Origin of the sequence: Rathayibacter sp. VKM Ac-2927, assembly GCF_022815525.1 — a bacterium.
Lineage (GTDB): Bacteria > Actinomycetota > Actinomycetes > Actinomycetales > Microbacteriaceae > Rathayibacter > Rathayibacter festucae.
Window position 1 is genome coordinate 163,176 of the sequence record NZ_JALGRT010000005.1, and the last position, 16,692, is coordinate 179,867.

Sequence of the window (16,692 nt, forward strand, 5' to 3'; positions counted from 1 at the left end):
TTCAGCCGTCTGATGGCACGCCGGGATTAGCCGCCCGGGACCTCGCAACGGCAGGACCGCTCATTGAGAAACGCGACCAGATCGCCTCCTAAGGACATGCCGGCAAGGTCGTTCACGGCGCACCGCACCCCTGAACGGAAGGACGCTGCGTGCCCCAACTCTGGGCCGGTATCGACGCCGGCAAGACCGAACACCACTGCGTCGTCATCGACGCCAACGGAACCAAGCTGCTCTCCCAACGGTTCAAGAACCGAGAAACGGCGATCCTGACCCTGATGGGCGACGTCGCCTCCCTGCCAGGCGGCATCGACGTCGCCTGGGCAACGGACCTCAACCACGGCGGGACAGGGCTGCTGCAGATGCTCCTGCACTCGCATGCGCAGCCGCTGTTCTACATCTCGGGCCGAGTCGTGCACCACGCCTCGGGCGCCTATCGCGGCGAGGCGAAGACGGACGCGAAGGACGCGGTCGTCATCGCCGACCAGGCGCGGACCCGGCGAGACGTGACGCTGATGCGCCAGCCCGACGAGGTCACCGCGGAGCTGCGCCTGCTCTCGGCGCGACGGGAGGACCTGGTGCACGATCGCACCCGCGCCGTGAACCGCCTGCGCGCCATCCTGGTCCACTACTTTCCGTCGCTCGAGGGGGCATTCAACTACGCGACGACCAGGGTACCTCTGGTGCTGCTCACCCGGTACGCGACCCCCGGTGCGATCCGGCGCATGGGGGAGAGCCGGCTGGCGGCGTGGTTGAAGGGGCAGGGCTGCTGGAAATCCGCGGCGGTCGCGAAGACGGCGGTGGAAGCCGCGCGCGAGCAGACATCGGTCGTCGTGGGGGAGGGGGCAGCGGCTCGGCTGGTGAGCCGGTCCGCGCGTGATCTGCTCCGCATACGCGACGAGGTCGCCGAGCTCGACGGGGAGATCGAAGCTGCTTTGCAGGACAGCAGGTCCGCGGATCTGCTGGTGTCGATTCCGGGGTTCGGGCGCAGGCTCGCCGCGGATTTCCTTGCCGCAACCGGTACCGACCTCGCCGCGTTCGAGACGCCCGACCGGCTGGCCAGCTTCGCCGGCCTCGCCCCGGTGCCGCGTGACTCCGGGAAGATCTCCGGCAACCATCACCGGCCACGGCGATACGACCGGCGGCTATTGAACGCCTGCTTCCAGGCGGCGTTCATCGCGTCGAGGAACTGCCCGGTCTCGCGCTCGTTCTACGAACGGAAACGCCAGGAGGGGAAGTCGCACAAGCAGGCGCTGATCGCTCTCGCCCGGCGCCGCATCAACGTCATCTGGGCGATCTTCCGCGACCAGACCACCTATAACCCCACCCCGACCCGGCCAAACGATCCCGTCACCCCGCTTCGCCAGAACGGTCCAGAGTCGCCATCGAGGAGCAGGCCCGCCATCGCCCTCGCGGCGGCCTGACGCGGCTAGGTGAGGAGTTCGGCTTGGATCCGGGCGGCGACGGCCTCGTGGAGGGGTCGGACGTTGTCGGCGCGAGGTGGCGATCGGCCGATTCTCTCAGTGCTCGTGGCGGTGGTGGCTGTCCGGGTAGTGCTCGTGGCTGTTCGTGATCGCGTCATGGGTGTGGACGTGCCGGTGCCGGGTGCCGGCGGGGACGGGCTCGTCGTGTTCGTGTCGGTGGTGCTCGTCCCGGTCGTCGTGGGTGTGCCAGTGGTCGTGGGTGAGCGGCTCGTGGGTGTGCTAGTGCTCGTGGCGCTCGGTGAGGTGCAGCCCGATCCCGATCGCCATCAGCGCGGCGGCGACGAGCAGCGGTGCGGTCACCGGCTCGCCGAGGACGACGGCGAGGACGGCGCCGAAGAATGGGGCGACGGAGTAGTAGGCGCCCGCCCGGGCGGTGCCCACGTGCCGGAGGGCGACGATGAAGAGCACGAGGCTCGCCCCGTAGGCGAAGAAGCCGACGGTCATCGCGGCCGCGAGATTGCCGAGGGCGGGCAGCTGCGCCCCGAGGGCGAAGGCAAGGACGAGGTTCACCGGACCGGCGACGCCGCCCTTGACCGCGGCGAGCCAGGTCGCGTCGGTGAGGGCGACCTTCCGCGTGAGGTTGTTGTCGATGCCCCAGCACAGGCAGGCGCCGAGGATCGCCAGCGCCGGCCAGGGGCTGCCGAACGCGATCCCCGCGGGCACGGTGAGCACGACGGCGCCCGCGACGATGGCGAGCATGCCGACGGCGATGCGCCGGTCGACGTTCTCGCGGAACACAAACCAGGCCAGCAGCGCGGTCGCGACTCCTTTCGCGTTCAGCAGCAGCGACGCTCCCGAGGCGGGCGTGTTCACGAGGCCGACGAGCAGCAGGACGGGGCCGAGGATCCCGCCGAACAGGATCGCGCCGCCGAGCGGTGCGTACTCGCCCCGCTCGAGGCGCACGCGCGGGGAGCGGCGGACCAGACGCAGCAGGCCGAGCCCGATTCCCGAGCCGCAGTAGAGCAGCCCGGCGAGCAGCCAGGGGCTGACGGAGTCGAGCAGGAGCTTCGCCGCGGGGGTTCCCGTGCCGAACAAAACTGCCGAGAGCAGCGCCGCCTGCACTCCCCGGCTACGCAGTGCGGTCCGCATCGGCCGCCTCCCCGTGGTGGTGGGCGGGAGTGCCGCCGAGCTGGTGCTCGGCCTGGAAGATCGCGTCCGCCACGAGCTGGCTGGCGTGCTCGTTCGTCATGCGGTAGAACACGCGCGTCCCCTCCTGACGGGTCGAGACCACCCGCGCCAGCCGCAGCTTCGCGAGATGCTGCGAGACCGCCGCGGGCGATTTCCCGACCCGCTCGGCAAGGTCGTTCACCGCGAGTTCGCCGTCGGCGAGGGCGAGCACGATCCGTACCCGGGTGGCATGGGCCAGCATCGAGAACACCTCGACCGCCAGCTCGACGTATGGGCTTTCGACGTGCCGCCCGCACCCGCTGTCTGCATCCATGCGCAGATTCTTTCAGATGAGCAATGGTCAGGGGAACACGGCTGCAGTGCCCGGTCGGTAACCCGAATACGGACCAGGCACTGCAGCCGCGATCACTAACGTCGCGGTAAGGGCGACATCAGTGAACGTCTGTGGGCCGCGCTGGCGCAGGAGTCGATCATCCGAGGGTGACGCCGCGGGCTCGCATGAACGGTTCAGGATCGACGCGTGCGCCGCCGGTTCGGGTTTCGTAATGGGAGTGGCAGCCGGTGGACGCTCCGGTGGTGCCGACGAGGGCGATGATCTGGCCCGCGGTGACGGTCTGTCCCGCGTCGACGAGGAGGGTGGAGTTGTGGGCGTAGCCGGTCTGGATCCCGTTGCCGTGATCCAGGAGTACCCAGTTGCCGTAGCTGCCGAACGCGCCCGAGTAAGAGACGGTGCCGCTGGAAGCGGCGGCGACGGGGGTCCCGCAGCTGGCGACGATGTCGGTCGCGTAGTGGAAGGGGTTCACGCCGGCGACGGGCTGTTGCGGGCGGGGTCCGAAGGGGCTGCTGATGCGGCCGGAAACGGGCTTCACCCACCCCTGGGAAGAAGGGCCGGCGACCGGCGCCCCGCCACCTGCGGGCGCAGTGCCTCCGGCCGGAGCGCTGCTGGCTGGCGCAGCGGCGCGGGCAGCTTCGGCGATCCGGGCGGCTTCGGCCTGGGCAGCGATGCGGACGGCTTCCTCAGCTACGCGGGCAGCTTCCGCGGCGCGGCGCGCGTCCTCACCTGTCTGGTAATCGGCTTCGGTCGCGGCGCGGTTCTCGGTGAGAACGGCGAGTTGGCTGCGGAGGGTGCTCTCGTAGTCCTGCTGTTCCTGCACTCGCGTGTCGGCATCCTCGCGCGCGGCGATCGCGTCGGCGAGAGCGGCGTCCGCGGCGGCCGCGAGGCCTGCGAGAGCGTCGCGGGCAATGTCGGCCTGAGCGGTGAGGGCGGTGGCGGTGTTGGAGTCGGTGCGCGCGGTCGTGTAGATCGCGTCGGTCTTCTCCGTCAGCTTGGTCATCGATGCGAGCTGATCGAGCAGGCTGCCGCTGTCGGGACTGGTCAGGAGCGCAAGAGTGAGATTCGTGCCGCCGGCGCGGGAGAGGGTGGACGCGAGCTGGCCAGCCTGCTTCCTGGACTGCTCCGCGAGGGCGGTCGCCTCATCCGCGGCGGTCTGGAGCTCGTCGGCTCGGTAGGTGGCTTCGTCCAGAGTCGCCTGCGCCTTCTCGTAGTCGGCGACGCGCGCGTCCTGAGTGCTGCGCGCGGTGTCGGCGTTGTCGCGGAGTTCGGTGAGCAGCGCCGTGATCTCCCCGATCTGCGCCTGCTTACTGGTCTCGCTGGAGCGGGCCGCTTCGACGTCCTCCCAGCTCGGATACTCCGCCGCCATCGCCGGAGCGGGAGTGAAGACGGCCAGCAGGACGCTGAGGGCGACCGCGGAGACCGCGAAGCGGTGGACCCTGCGGCGCGGGGTGTGGTGGTGGCGGGTCATGCGGAGGCCTCCGTCGTGCGTCGGGGTCGTCGAGCGAGGTTGAGGAGTGCGCTGGTGGTTAGGGCTGTGACGGTGGCGGCGATGAGGGCGACTGCACCCGCGCGGCCCTGATCGGCGAGGACGGCGTCGTCGGGGTAGAGCATCGCGATCCACCACGACGGAGCGAGGATGCTGCCGGTGTCGCGCAACGTCCAGCCGAGGATGAGGAATCCGGCCACGGTGGCGAGCAGGGTGAGCAGCTGCTCGATGGCGTCGCTGGTGCGGCCGGGGCGATGGGAGAGGGCGGTGGCGAGCAGCAGTCCGGTGGTGATGCTTGTGGCGATGATCGCGGCGCGCCCCTGGTAGAAGAACAGTGACCATTGCAGCCAGTCGGTGCCGTAGTACGCGGCGAGGTTCGCGAGGAACAGGACCACGGCGACGCTGGGCCGCCGCAGCACCTGCCCCAGGACCCCGGGCCGGCGTGAAGCGCGGGCGGGGGTGGACGGCGGCAGGTGTGCAGCGCGGTTCGCGCGGTGAAGATCGATCGGTCTCCCGGCGACGAGCAGCGCGGGGACGACGGCGGTGAGAAGCAGGTGCTGTCCGAGGAGGGTGCTGAGGTGCACTTGCGCATAGACGCCGGGTCCACCGTTCGTCGCCCAGAGCAGCACGAGAGCGCCGGCGCACCAGGCGATCGTGCGCCGGAGAGGCCAGGTGCGTCCGATGCCGCGCAGCTGGGTGAGGGTGCGCAGATACCAGAAGGCCACGGTGCCGGCGGCGGCGAGGCCGATCCAGTCCAGGTGCCAGGAGGTGAACAGGCGGCCGACGGTGACCGGATCGGGGTAGGGGAAGCCGAGGAGGTTGCGGCGGGGATCGTTCACCGTCGCGTCACCGATCGGGGTCTCAGAGAGAGACAGCGCGACGGACACGCCGATCGTGGCGGCCATGATCACCAGCTCCACCGCGGCGAGGCGCAGGAACGCCCGGCGACGCCGGCCCTCGATTCGCAGGCCGGGCAGCACGCGGGTTCGGTGCCACGCGCCGATAGCGCCGAGTGCCAGCAGGGCGGTGGTCTTGACGATCAGCAGGGTCCCGTAGGGGGTGGCGAGATCGGTGGGGTCGGAGAGGCGGAGGGAGGCGTTGATGATCCCGGAGAGGGCGACGGCGGCGAACGCGAATCCGGCGACTCGCGAGTATCGTTCGGCGACGTCGGGCAGGGCCGCGCCGAGGTGTCGGGCGAGGAGGACGACGCCGAGCAGGCCTCCAGCCCACAGGGTCACGCCGATCAGGTGCACGGCGAGGCTGTTCACGGCGTTGATGTGCTCGTCGGCGCCGGCCGCGTGACCGGTCAGCGCAAGCGGGAGCAGCGCGAACAGGGCGAGCGCGAACGCAGCACCGCCCCACGCCCGGTCGGGGGTGAGCAGGGTGATCACGTGCACGGCCGCGGCGGCGGCGAGGGAGAGCAGCAGGACCTGCCCGAGCTCGAGCTGGGTGATGTAGAACCACAGCTGCGCGGGGAACGTGGGGGAGCTGACGGGGGCTCCGATCGCGTTGGCGACGGTGAAGATGAGGACCGCGGCGGCGGAGAGGACCCAGGCGGCGGCCGCCCAGGACGCCCACCGGATCGCGGTCTCCCGGACCGTGTCCCCGGGACGGTTCGAGCGGGGCAGGAGAAGGGCGACGAAGAGCAGTCCCACGGTGAGCGTTGCGGCGAGGTCGTGCAGGACGCGGGCGAGGGGCAGGCCGCGGGTGGCGACGACGCCTGGGTCGATGAGGAGCCGGTCGGGGTCCAGGGCGCCGGTCGCGGCGAGGGCGAGCAGTGCGGCGCCGGCTGCAAGGGGCGCGCCGAGGATCAGCGCGACGCGGGTTGTCCGTGAGGGGCGCTGCGGTGCGGCGTCGAGGGTGGGGTGTGTGCTGGGCACTGCGGGGTGGCTCGTCTCGTCGTTCGGGGTGATCCGGGGTGTGTGCGTCATGTGCGGGGTCAGATGGGGGTGACGAAGCCGTTGATGAGGTTCTGGAGGCGGTAGATCCCCTCGGTCCACAGGCCGGTAAGCATGGCGATGCCGATGAGGATGAGCAGCGCTCCGCCGAGGAGGTTGATGGTGCGGATGTGGCGTTTGAGGAACGCTGTCGCGGTGCTCGCCGAGGAGAAGCCGAGGGCGATGAGCAGGAACGGGATCCCCAAGCCGAGGCAGTAGAGCAGCCCGAGAAGGGCGCCGCGGCCGGCGGAGGCGCCGTCGAGGCTGAGGGCGGAGATCGCGGCGAGGGTGGGTCCGAAGCAGGGCGTCCAGCCCAGGCCGAAGACGACGCCGAGAAGAGGGGCGCCGAGCAGGCCGGTCGCGGGCTTCCATCGAGGCTTGATGGTGCGTTGCAGGAAGCGGATCTGTCCGATGAAGACGACGCCCATGAGGATCACGAACGCTCCGAGGATCCGCGTGATCACGTCCTGCCACTGCAGCAGCCACGTGCCCAGGGCGCCGAACGCGGCGCCGTAGGCGGTGAACACGACGGCGAAGCCGCTGATGAACAGTCCCACCCCGAGCAGCAGCCGGCGGCGGCTGCCGGTGGCGAGGTCGGGGTTCCCGCCGATGTAGGCGAGGTAGCCGGGAACGAGGGGGAGCACGCACGGAGACGCGAAGGACACTAGTCCCGCGAGGATCGCGATGGGCGCGGCGAGCAGCAGCTGGCCGGCGAAGACGGTCTCGCTCCACTTCACGGAGCCGTCTCCGCGATCGTGCCCGCGATGAGGGTGTCGAGGATGGAGCGGGCGGTGACTCGTCCGAGGATGCGGGACGCGGGACGCCCCTCCGCGTCCAGGACGATGGTGGTGGGGACGGCGTTCGCAGCGAACTTCCCGGAGAACGCGAGCTGCGCGGCCGCGTCGACGTCGACGATCGAGGGGTAGGTGATGCCGTACGTCTGGGCGAAGGCGGCCGCGGTGTTGGCCTGGTCGCGCACGTTGACGCCGAGGAACTCAGCACCCTGCCCGGTGTACTGCTCATGCAGGGCCTGCAGATCGGGTGCTTCCGCACGGCAGGGGGCGCAGGCGGCGTACCAGAAATTCACGACCAGGACCGTGCCGCGGTAGTCCTCGGCCGTGATCGTCTCGCCCGTCTCGCTGAGCCCGGTGAACTCCACCGGCTCGCCTCGGGTCTCGGCCGGCCACTCGATGACGGTCCCGTCGCCGGCGACGTAGTTCTTGTTCGACCCGGTCCGATACTGCTCCGACAGCTCATCCTGGGCGCAGCCGGTCGTGGCCAGCGCGACGGCCGCGACGATCGGCAGGGTGAGCAGGGTGCGTCGCGGGAGACGGTTCACGAGGTGAGCGCGGCGTCGAGGGCTGCCTTGATGTCGTCGAGTCGTTGAAGGTCGATCGCCTCGTCGTTGACGAAGATGGTGGGGGTGCCCTGCACGCCGAGGTCCTGGCCGGCCTGGAAGTCAAAATCGACGCGCTCGGCGGTGGCCGGGTCGGCGACGTCGGCGTCGAACTGGGCCATGTCCAGCCCGAGCTCCTCGGCGAAGCCGCGGAACACGTCGGCCTTGGAGTCCTGGCTCTCGCCCCAGCTGGCCTGCGTCTGGAACATCCGGTCGTACATGTCCTCGAACCGGTCCTGCTGAGCGGCGGCCTCGACAGCGATCGCCGCGTTCTTCGAATTGCGGTGCGAGGGGATCGGGAAGTAACGGGTCGCGAACGTGACCCGGCCGGCGTACTCCTCCCGCAGTTCCTCGATAGTCGGGTACACCTGCCCGCAGACCTCGCATTCGAAGTCGAGGAACTCCACCAACGTCACCTCCCCGTTCTCGGCGACGTCGAGACGGTGGGTGTTCTCCTCCAGCACCGCGGTCGACGCGGCGACCTCCTCGCGTGAGGGCGAGAACGGGCGGAACGTCGTGATCGCCGCGATGACCGCGACGATCAGGACGACGGCGCCGATCGCGATGAGGTTGACCTTGGTGCTGGTTTTCATGGAGTGCTTTCTGTCAGGCCGGAGGTCGGCAGAAACGGTGGAGCAGGGGATGCTCGGGTCAGGGTTCGCGGGAGCAGTCCGTGGCGGAGCGCTCGTCGGTCTCGGTGTGGGAGCTGCGGGGGAGGGTGTGCACGAGCACGGTGTGACCGATGTGCTCGAGCCCGCGTTCGAGGAACTCGCGCACGTGCTCGTCGGCGATCGCGTACGACGCAGTGCGGCCTTCGCGGTGCACCTCGACGACGCGGTGCGAGCGCAGCAGCCGCAGCGCGTGCGAGGTCGCGGAGGGGCTGAGACCGCTGTGCTCGGCGAGCTCGCCGACGGTGCGGGGGCCGGGGAGCAGGGTGATGAGGATCCGCAGGCGTCCGGGATCGCCGAGGAGCCCGAAGACGTCGGCGAGATCCTCGATCATCACGGTGGAGGGCATCGCGTCGACGGGAAGGGAGGCGGCGGGCGGGGAGTCGGGGGTGTCGGTGTTCATCGGTGCCTAGATCAGGTTCGTGGTCTCGGAGAACTCTTCGGGCTCGCACTGGATGGTGACGTGCTCGATGTGGTGGGTGTCCTTGAGGATGACGAGGACCCCGGCGAGGACCTTCTCGTAGTCGGCGCCGCGTTCGAGGACGATGTGCCCGCTCGCGCTGTCCATCCCGGAGGTGATGGTCCAGACGTGCAGATCGTGCAGCGCGACCACGCCCGGCACGGCGAGGACGTCGCGCTGAATGGCGGGCATGTCGACGTCGTCGGGAGCGGACTCCATCAGGATCCGCAGCGCCTGGCGGGTGAGGTTCCAGGTGCGGGGCAGGATGAACAGTCCGATGCCGACACCGATGATCGGGTCCGCGTACGGCCAGCCGGTGGTGAGCAGGATGATCGCGGCGACGATCACGCCGACGGATCCGAGTAGGTCGCCCATCACTTCGAGGTAGGCGCCCTTGAGGTTCAGGCTCTCCTTCGATCCTGCCATTAGCAGCCGGAAGCTGATCAGGTTGATGATCAGCCCGATCACCGCGGTGATCAGCAGTGGTGCTCCCGGGACCGAGGGTGGTTCGGAGAAGCGCTGCATGGCCTCGAAGATCACGTATCCGGCTACCGCGAACAGCAGGATCCCGTTCGCCAACGCCGCGAGAACCTCGAGCCGGTAGAAGCCGTAGGTGCGCTGTGAGGTCGCGGGGCGGGAGGCGAGCGTGATCGCCGCCAGCGCCATTCCGAGCCCGAGGACGTCGGTGCCCATGTGGGCGGCGTCGGAGATGAGCGCGAGCGAGTTGACGGAGATCCCGACGACGAACTCGACCACCATGTACGCCGCCGTGAGGCAGAACGCGATGACGAGGGGCCGACGGTGCTTGCCGGCGGCGGACACGGCGGACCCGTGAGCGTGATCAGATCCCACGGGCACCACCCTCAATAGCTGCATGAATGAACATATGAACAGTCTTACACTTGTCGGTGGATCGCGGTGCGGTTCTATTCCGCATTGTTCGAGAGCCAGGCGTAGGGGTCGATGGGGTCGGTGCCGCCCTGCCACACCTCGAGGTGCAGGTGGGGTCCGGTGCTCTGGCCGGTGGAGCCGACGGCGCCCAGACGCTGACCGGCTTTCACGGGTTGCCCTTCGGTGACGGTGAGGGATCCCCACTCCATGTGGGCGTAGAGGGTGCTCACGAGTTCGCCGTTGACGACGTGGTCGATGACGGCGTAGTTGCCGAATCCGGTGTCGGTCTCGCCGGTCTCGCGGACCACGCCGTCGGCGACGGCGCTGATCGGTGTGCCGGCGCCTGGGGTCATGTCCAGGCCTTTGTGGAAGGTGGAGCAGCCGCTGCACGGCGCCACTCGAGGGCCGTAGTCATCGGAGATGCGCACGCCGACAGGGAAGGGCCAACGTACGGAGCCGCTGGAGAGCTCGGTCGCCGTGGACCCGGTCTCGGTTGCTGCTTCCGAACTGTCGTCGGTTGCGTCGAGGGGGCCCACGGCGTCGGTCGTCTCGGTGGTGACCTCGACGATGCGTGCGGGTGCAGCGGCGGCAGTGAAGTTGTCGCGGATGACGATGCTGTCAGGCATGTCGGAGGCGACAAAGGCTTGCGCGCTGACCGCGGCGGCGACTCCCGGGGTCTGCGAGGCGGCCGCACTGGAGGCGGGCAACAGCGTGCCCGGGAGAGCCATGACGGTGGCGAGCGCGATCGCAGAGAACGCGGCCGCGGCCGGGAGGACTCGGCGGGAGATTGGTTGGGGCTGCGGCGTCGGACGGGCCGGTCGGCGACGGGGCGGGCGGGTTCGGTGTTCGAGCGCGATGGCGGCGCGGCGGGTTCCGGGGGTGGGCGGGGGAACGGAGGAAGAGAGGGGCATTGCACGTCCAGGGTCGGCGAGAGGTCGGTCGTCGTGACCTGACTCCGTGTCGCGGGCACGCACGTGCGCGCCGATCGAGACGGGGCTCAGATCGGCGGCGACGGCCTACAGCCGAAGAGGGACGCAGCTGGCGGAGAGGCTCAGCCGTGCTCGTGCAGCGGTCGTGAAGAACGACAGTGCGGATGCCGGCGGTGCCGTGCTGGCGATGGAGCCCTGCCCGGGCCGTGCGTGGGCGGCGAGGGCGACGACGATCACGATGACCGCGCAGACGACCGCCAGCAGCGCGCACAGCTCAGCGACACCACCGAGCGTCGCCGCATCGGTGAGCGCTGTCACGCTCGAGGTGAGAACCTCGGCGTCCCCCGCCGTCGTCGCGGCTGCGGCGACCGTGGTGTCGGCGGGGACCGCGTCGTGGAGGCGCTCGAGGGGATGCCCGAGCAGCAGCGCGAGCGCGGTGAGGACGACGAGGAAGAGCAGCGTGAGGGTTCGCTGCACACCAGCGCGCGAGGCGTCTGGTTGCAGGTTCGTCACGATGGCATCTTCCCGGTGGCGTCGAAGAAGCCTGCGGTGTAAGCAGGCAAATTTCGACGCAGCATACCAAGAACAGCTGTTGATGGCTACGAGGTTCAGGCTCGAAGATCATCAGCGAGACGGATCGTCAGTCGCTCCCGTCTCCTCGTCTCCCTCCTCGGGGGCGCCCCCGATGATGAAACAGGACGACTCTGATGCCGCTCCCTCTCCCCGCCCGACTGCACCGCCCCGTCCTGCTCGGCGTCGCCCTGGCGGCAGCGGCGACGCTGGGCCTGATCCTTCCCGTCGCCCCCGCAGCAGCTCACACCGGCGTGCAATCCAGCAGCCCGTCCGCGGACGCGACGGTGACCGTGGCGCCCTCGGAGGTGACTCTGACGTTCGGGCACGAGGTGGGCTCTGACCCGACGAACAACGTCTCGCTCGTGCAGGTGGTGCGCGAAGGGGATGACCTGTTCTACTCCAACGGCTGCGCCGAGGTCGACGCCGAATCGGTGACGACCGGTGTCGCGCTGGGGGAGAGCGGCCGCTACCTGGTGGCGGCGAAGATCGTGACCGCGGACGGGCACGTCTCGACCGCGGAGTACGGCTTCACCTACGACCGGCCCGTGGACGCCGTCGCGAAGACCGGCGTCTCCCAGCCTCCTATCTGCGGCGGCGACACGTCCGCGTCGGGAGCGCCGGAGTCGCTGTTCGCTCCCTACGAAGCTCCGATCCCCGCGATCGTCCTGGTCGGGATCGCGTTGGTGTTCTTCGCGCTCCTCGCGGTCGTCGTCCTCTTCCTCGTCCGCCGGGCAGCACCACGCCCCGCCGGGTCCGGCGGTGAACCGCCGACCTCGGAGTGAGCGGTCAACCGACCGGTCGCCGGCGTCCGCAGCCGGCGGCGACCCGAGTCGGCGCCGCCGTGCTGTGCGCGGCGGCTCTCGCCGGTGCGCTCATGGATGCCGGATTCCCCGGCCTGAGTCTGTGGCCGGCGACTCTCCTCGGCGTCGCGCTGCTGCTGGCGCTGCTGCGCGGCCGGACGGTACGGGTCGGCGCTCTGCTCGGCGCTGTCACGGGGACGGTGTTCTACCTCACCCACGTCTCATGGACTTCGGAGTACCTCGGCCCTGTCCCATGGCTGGCCCTGTCGCTTCTCGAGGCGGCGTTCTTCGCGGCCGGCGCAGCGACGATCACCCTGATGTGGTCTTCGATCGAGCGGTTCTGGCCGACCCTCGTGGGGCGACTGCTCCTGCTGCCGGCGGGCGTCGCGGGCGTATGGGTGGCGAGGGAGGTCATTGCCGGGTCCTGGCCGTACGGCGGCTTCGCGTGGGGCCGCCTGGCCTACTCGCAGTCCGAGAGCCCGCTCGCTCCGCTGATCGCCTGGGTCGGCGTGTCCGGATTCAGTTTCGTGCTGGTCGCGTGCCTCACCTTCCTGCTGCAGCTGCGACAGTTCCTGCCCGACCGGCCCGCTGAGCTCGGAGCGACAGCGACGGCGATCGCGCTCGTATGGGTGGCGGTGCCGGTGTGGGAAGCGGCGCCGACCGGGCAGCTGCGGGTCACCGCTGTGCAGGGCGCGGGACCCGCCGGCTACTTCGACCGGCGAGGACCCGGCGAGCTGCTGTCCGCGCAGATCGACGGGACCCCGCGGGAGGCGGGGGTCGCTGATGTCGTGCTGTGGCCGGAGAACAGCATGGACGAAGACCCGCTCGCCGACCCGGCGACAGCGCGCCGGCTCTCCGAGCTCGCCGAGACCCTCGACGCGCCCCTGGTCGTCGGCGCGATCACCCGTCGCGATGACCGCTACTACAACAGCTCCCTGGTGTGGACTCCGGAGGGTCCCGACGGTCTCTACGACAAGAAGCATCCTGTGCCGTTCGGGGAGTACGTTCCCGATCGCGCCTTCTGGTCACTCTTTGCACCGGATCTGATCGGTCTCGTGCAGCGCGACTACGAGATCGGTGCCCTCTCCCCGGCCGTCGCCGTCGCAGGCACCATCGCCGGGGTGTCGCTGTGCTTCGACATCGTCGATGACCGTCTCTTCGACGAGATGATCGCTGGAGGCGCGCAGGTCATCTTCGCGCAGACCAACAACGCCGATTTCGGGCGCACCGACGAGTCCGCGCAGCAGCTTGCGATCGCCCGCGTCCGAGCGATCGAGACCGGACGAGCGATCGTGAACGTCTCGACCGTCGGGCAGAGCCAGACGATCCTCCCCGACGGGTCCACCGGAGCCCGGATCCCCGCGTTCACGCCCGGCGCGTTCACCGACACGGTGCCTCTGAGCGCTGCCGTCACCCCGGCGATGTCTCTGCGCACCCTCATCGGAGGTGCCATCGCACTCAGCGCGCTTGCACCACTGCTGACCGGGGCTCTCCTGACTCTCACGCGCCTGCGTCAGCGCGGGGAGGGTGTCTGAGGGTCGCTTCCTCGCCGGTTCAACTCCTGCAGGTAGGCGTTGTAGGCGTCCAGGTCAGGGGTGCCGTGCTCATCCCCGGCGCGGTCCGCGGCGCGAGCTGCCCGGGTGTCGTCCCGTTGCCACCGCACCAGGAGTAGCAGCACGATCAGCAGGCTCGGCAGCTCGCCGTACGACCAGGCGAGAGCGCCGGCGATCTGCTGATCCGCGATCGGGTCCACTCCCCACGACGCGGGAGCCTGGAACGCACCCACGTACGCGGTCGCGGACATCATCACGATGACGCCGAAGAACGCATGCAACGGCATCTCCGCGAACAGGTCGAACATCCGCCCCAGATGGGTCTGCCGCACCGGCAGCGGATCCGCTGACAGCAGCGGAACGGCGAACACCACTCCCGCCGCCAGGAACAGCACCTCCACCGCGAGGTGACCGGCCGCGCTGTCCAGCAGGAGATCGTCGAGGTCGCTGAAGTAGAGGCCGTAGAACAGCAGCAGGAACAGCGGGATCGTGAACCCCGGATGAAGAAGCACCCGCACGGCGCGCGAGCGCAGCAGACCCAACGCGGTCACGAGCACCATTTGTCCCGGCCATCGGTGCGGTGTCGCCCGCAGCAGAAGCGTGCCGGGTGAGCCGAGGACGAGAAGCGGCGGGATGGCCATCATCAGCGTCAGCTGCTGGAACATGAAGACCGAGAACATCTCCCGTCCGTAGTCCTCGAGCCCGCTGGCCATCGTCGCCACGAGCAGTCCGTATCCTGCGAGGAAGCTCCCCGCGCGCCACCGCCGCCGCGTCAGCCGGAGCCGCGCGACCCCGAGGGCGTAGACGCCGGCCAGCAGGATGCTGAGAAGCCCCCAGAACCAGAATGCGCTCGCGGACACCGTGAGGAAGGTGTCCATCGAGGGGGGCGCGTCGGGGAGGCGCGAGAGGATCGGCGGGATCGTCATCAGCGTGCCCTTCTCTGTCGGTCGATCGCGAAGGCGGGCCCGCCCCGACGGGACGAGGCGGACCCGCAGGTCAGCTGCGCCGTCGCATCCGGCCGATCACGAAGACCGTGACCGCCGTGGCGACCGCGATCGCTGCGGCTCCGATGGACAACCCAGCGAGCAGCCCGGTCGCGTCGAACCCGTCCCCGGAGGAGGCGGCGGGTGCTGCGTCGGTCGTGGTGTCGCTCTCGCCGTCGCTTCCGCAGCGGGGTGCCGTGTCCGTTCCCTCGGCGGCGGGGGTTGCCGCGTCGTGTGAGTAGTCGAAGGTGTAGCTGTCGGAGGTGGGGTGACCGTCGGAGGACACCACCTGCCACAGGACCTCGTACTCTCCCGCCGCTCCCAGAGCCGCCGGCACTGAGACCGAGGATCCGTCGAAGGCGACGCACCCCTCGGAGTAGTAGCGGCCGTCCGGGCCGATGACCTGGATCGCGAACGCGGTGTTCGTGCCTCCCAGATCCAGCAGCGTGTCGTTGAAGGTCAAGGAGACGCTCGTCACCTCCGCGGCCGATGCGTCCGGCGCGGGGCTGCTTTCGAGCACCGAGTCGTGGGCGGCCGCGGGGGTCGCCGCGGCCACGCCGAGCAGCAGCATCGCGGCCGTCGCGGTCGCGGCCCGTCCCGCGAGACGACGGGTCATCCGCGCGCCCGCTTCCGGCCGAACAGTGCGATCGCGCCCAGCGCGGCGCCTACGACTCCGAGCAGCAGGGCCGTGATACTCAGCCCGAGAGCCACGCTCGCTTCCACGCCCGGCGTCGCGGTGGTCGCCGCGGCGGCGTCCGTTTCGGCAGGATCGGTAGCGGCCGATCCTGCGTGGTGGTCCTCAGCCGGCTCGTCCTGGACGTAGAGCACCGGAGCGGACTTGAGTGAGGCGTCGGCTTCGACTTCTTCCGCGGTCGAGACCCAGTCGACGCTCGTCCCGTCGCTGTATGACTGCACGGCCGGTAGCAGCAGGCTCCCCGTTTCCGGGATCGGACCCAGCGATACGGTCCACTGCATGAACTGACCGGGCTGGATCTCGCTGCCCGCTTCGGCGGTGAAGACGATGCTGGTCGGCGCTTCGGTGATCTCGTTTCCGCCGACGGACACCGGCTCCGGCAGTGTGCTTTCCACGACGGACGTGCTCCACCCCGGGGTGGGCAGGTAGCGCACTGACACGATCGGGGTGTCGGTCGGCAGTGACACGGTGACCGCTGTGGTCACGGCGGTCTCGGATTCGTTGACGGCCTTGAAGATGAAGTTCTCCGATGCGCCCGGGTCGGCCGTGTTCGGGGTGATGCTGACGTGCGCGGACGCCGTGAGCGGCGCCGCCAGCGCCAGGGCGATGCCGGCGGTGATCGCGGTCACCGCGGTGAGGGTGGTTCGTGTCGACAAGACGAGTGCTTTCCGTGATGCGGGCGCGCCGAAGCGTCCCGAGAAGGGTGAGAAGAAGGTGCGGCGGTGGCTGCGCTTAGGCAGCAGCGACCGGCGGACCCCGATGTCGCATCACGGACAAGGACACCAGCCGCGGGCGTGTGCGCGCGGACGAGCTGAATGCCGGTAGTTCACGGCGGGGTGTCGGCTCGCTCGGGTCGGTCAGGAGCGCCCGGACCGTCTCGAATCGGCGCCGGGCCAGGATGCTCCAGAACGCCCGCTCACCCTGGCGAAGCGCGAAGATCGTCACGATCGCGGCGAGCAGGTGCGCTCCCCACATGACGGTGTCGTGGTCCGGGTGGGCGACCGAGGTCGCGAGATCCAGGACGGGCACGCTCGCGTCCTGGTGGTGCCCCGCCGAGACCGTGCCCGACCGGGGAGCAGGGATGGTGTCCGGGTTGCCCAGCATCATCGCCGCGTGGAACGCGAACTGGCTGGAGAGAACCGAGACGCTCAGCCGGGCCAGCGACAGCCGGCGGCCGGCGAGAGCGACACAGACCGGGACCGCGAACGCCAGCGCGAGGAGCACCCCGACACGGCTCGGAGCGGACCCGTCGGCGACGGAGTGAGAGAACAGGGCGACGAACGTCGCGACGAGGGCAGCGATGAGGCCGCGGACGGTCCGCGATGTGCGCGTCGTCATCACATCACCCGTCCGCTGGAGCGGCAGGACCGCCGAGTCGC

At 69.9% G+C, this 16,692-nt stretch carries 18 protein-coding genes; 3 read left to right on the forward strand and 15 right to left on the reverse strand.

Annotated features, from left to right (window positions below; translation table 11 throughout):
- Window positions 1-149 precede the first annotated feature (149 nt).
- The gene (locus tag MT353_RS15650; protein ID WP_243625180.1) at window positions 150-1,421 is read left to right on the forward strand and encodes an IS110 family transposase; all 1,272 of its coding nucleotides are present in this window, start codon (window positions 150-152) and stop codon (window positions 1,419-1,421) included.
- A 279-nt stretch (window positions 1,422-1,700) separates the two neighbouring features.
- Here MT353_RS15650 and MT353_RS15655 read toward each other — a convergent pair whose 3' ends face one another.
- From MT353_RS15655 to MT353_RS15705, 11 genes are all read right to left on the reverse strand, one after another.
- On the reverse strand, window positions 1,701-2,570 hold the full coding sequence (locus MT353_RS15655; RefSeq protein WP_243625181.1) for a DMT family transporter: 870 nt from the start codon (window positions 2,568-2,570) through the stop codon (window positions 1,701-1,703).
- A complete protein-coding gene (locus tag MT353_RS15660; RefSeq protein WP_243625182.1) occupies window positions 2,551-2,922 on the reverse strand; it encodes a metalloregulator ArsR/SmtB family transcription factor in 372 nt (123 codons plus the stop codon). Before MT353_RS15660 ends, MT353_RS15655 begins: the two co-directional genes overlap by 20 nt.
- A 157-nt stretch (window positions 2,923-3,079) precedes the next feature.
- Complete coding sequence (locus MT353_RS15665) at window positions 3,080-4,411, reverse strand: M23 family metallopeptidase (RefSeq protein WP_243625183.1); 1,332 nt, start codon at window positions 4,409-4,411, stop codon at window positions 3,080-3,082.
- Window positions 4,408-6,360 carry a cytochrome c oxidase assembly protein gene (locus MT353_RS15670; RefSeq protein ID WP_243625184.1) on the reverse strand — a complete coding sequence of 651 codons (1,953 nt, stop codon included), beginning with the start codon at window positions 6,358-6,360 and terminating at the stop codon, window positions 4,408-4,410. The genes MT353_RS15665 and MT353_RS15670 overlap by 4 nt, the downstream gene beginning before the upstream one ends.
- Before the next feature lie 8 nt (window positions 6,361-6,368).
- Window positions 6,369-7,103 carry a cytochrome c biogenesis CcdA family protein gene (locus MT353_RS15675; RefSeq protein WP_243625185.1) on the reverse strand — a complete coding sequence of 245 codons (735 nt, stop codon included), beginning with the start codon at window positions 7,101-7,103 and terminating at the stop codon, window positions 6,369-6,371.
- Complete coding sequence (locus tag MT353_RS15680) at window positions 7,100-7,705, reverse strand: TlpA disulfide reductase family protein (RefSeq protein ID WP_243625186.1); 606 nt, start codon at window positions 7,703-7,705, stop codon at window positions 7,100-7,102. The genes MT353_RS15675 and MT353_RS15680 overlap by 4 nt, the downstream gene beginning before the upstream one ends.
- Entirely contained in the window at window positions 7,702-8,355 is a 654-nt protein-coding gene (locus MT353_RS15685) for a thioredoxin domain-containing protein (RefSeq protein WP_243625187.1), read from the reverse strand. Before MT353_RS15685 ends, MT353_RS15680 begins: the two co-directional genes overlap by 4 nt.
- A 58-nt stretch (window positions 8,356-8,413) precedes the next feature.
- Window positions 8,414-8,833: a helix-turn-helix transcriptional regulator gene (locus MT353_RS15690; RefSeq protein ID WP_243625188.1), complete on the reverse strand. Its 420-nt coding sequence runs from the start codon at window positions 8,831-8,833 to the stop codon at window positions 8,414-8,416.
- Between the two features lie 6 nt (window positions 8,834-8,839).
- Window positions 8,840-9,742, reverse strand: a complete 903-nt coding sequence (locus tag MT353_RS15695) for a cation diffusion facilitator family transporter (protein ID WP_243625189.1) — start codon at window positions 9,740-9,742, stop codon at window positions 8,840-8,842.
- A gap of 74 nt (window positions 9,743-9,816) precedes the next feature.
- Window positions 9,817-10,509 (reverse strand): M23 family metallopeptidase, encoded by a 693-nt coding sequence (locus MT353_RS15700; protein ID WP_243625190.1) that lies wholly within the window; start codon window positions 10,507-10,509, stop codon window positions 9,817-9,819.
- A 288-nt stretch (window positions 10,510-10,797) separates the two neighbouring features.
- The gene (locus tag MT353_RS15705; RefSeq protein ID WP_243625191.1) at window positions 10,798-11,187 is read right to left on the reverse strand and encodes a hypothetical protein; all 390 of its coding nucleotides are present in this window, start codon (window positions 11,185-11,187) and stop codon (window positions 10,798-10,800) included.
- Between the two features lie 230 nt (window positions 11,188-11,417).
- On the opposite strand from MT353_RS15705, the gene MT353_RS15710 reads away from it, so the two are divergent.
- Together MT353_RS15710 and lnt are read left to right on the forward strand one after the other, a co-directional pair.
- Window positions 11,418-12,065 (forward strand): copper resistance CopC family protein, encoded by a 648-nt coding sequence (locus MT353_RS15710; protein ID WP_243625192.1) that lies wholly within the window; start codon window positions 11,418-11,420, stop codon window positions 12,063-12,065.
- A 92-nt stretch (window positions 12,066-12,157) separates the two neighbouring features.
- Entirely contained in the window at window positions 12,158-13,618 is a 1,461-nt protein-coding gene (gene lnt / locus MT353_RS15715) for an apolipoprotein N-acyltransferase (protein WP_243625193.1), read from the forward strand.
- On the opposite strand, the gene MT353_RS15720 is transcribed toward lnt, so the two are convergent.
- The 4 genes from MT353_RS15720 to MT353_RS15735 form a co-directional block, all read right to left on the reverse strand.
- On the reverse strand, window positions 13,597-14,514 hold the full coding sequence (locus MT353_RS15720; RefSeq protein WP_243625194.1) for a cytochrome c oxidase assembly protein: 918 nt from the start codon (window positions 14,512-14,514) through the stop codon (window positions 13,597-13,599). The genes lnt and MT353_RS15720 overlap by 22 nt on opposite strands.
- Before the next feature lie 118 nt (window positions 14,515-14,632).
- Window positions 14,633-15,235, reverse strand: coding sequence for a copper resistance CopC family protein (locus tag MT353_RS15725; RefSeq protein ID WP_243625195.1), 603 nt, complete (start codon window positions 15,233-15,235; stop codon window positions 14,633-14,635).
- On the reverse strand, window positions 15,232-15,942 hold the full coding sequence (locus MT353_RS15730; protein ID WP_243625196.1) for a YcnI family protein: 711 nt from the start codon (window positions 15,940-15,942) through the stop codon (window positions 15,232-15,234). Before MT353_RS15730 ends, MT353_RS15725 begins: the two co-directional genes overlap by 4 nt.
- A 103-nt stretch (window positions 15,943-16,045) precedes the next feature.
- The gene (locus MT353_RS15735; RefSeq protein ID WP_243625197.1) at window positions 16,046-16,651 is read right to left on the reverse strand and encodes a hypothetical protein; all 606 of its coding nucleotides are present in this window, start codon (window positions 16,649-16,651) and stop codon (window positions 16,046-16,048) included.
- Window positions 16,652-16,692: the final 41 nt, after the last annotated feature.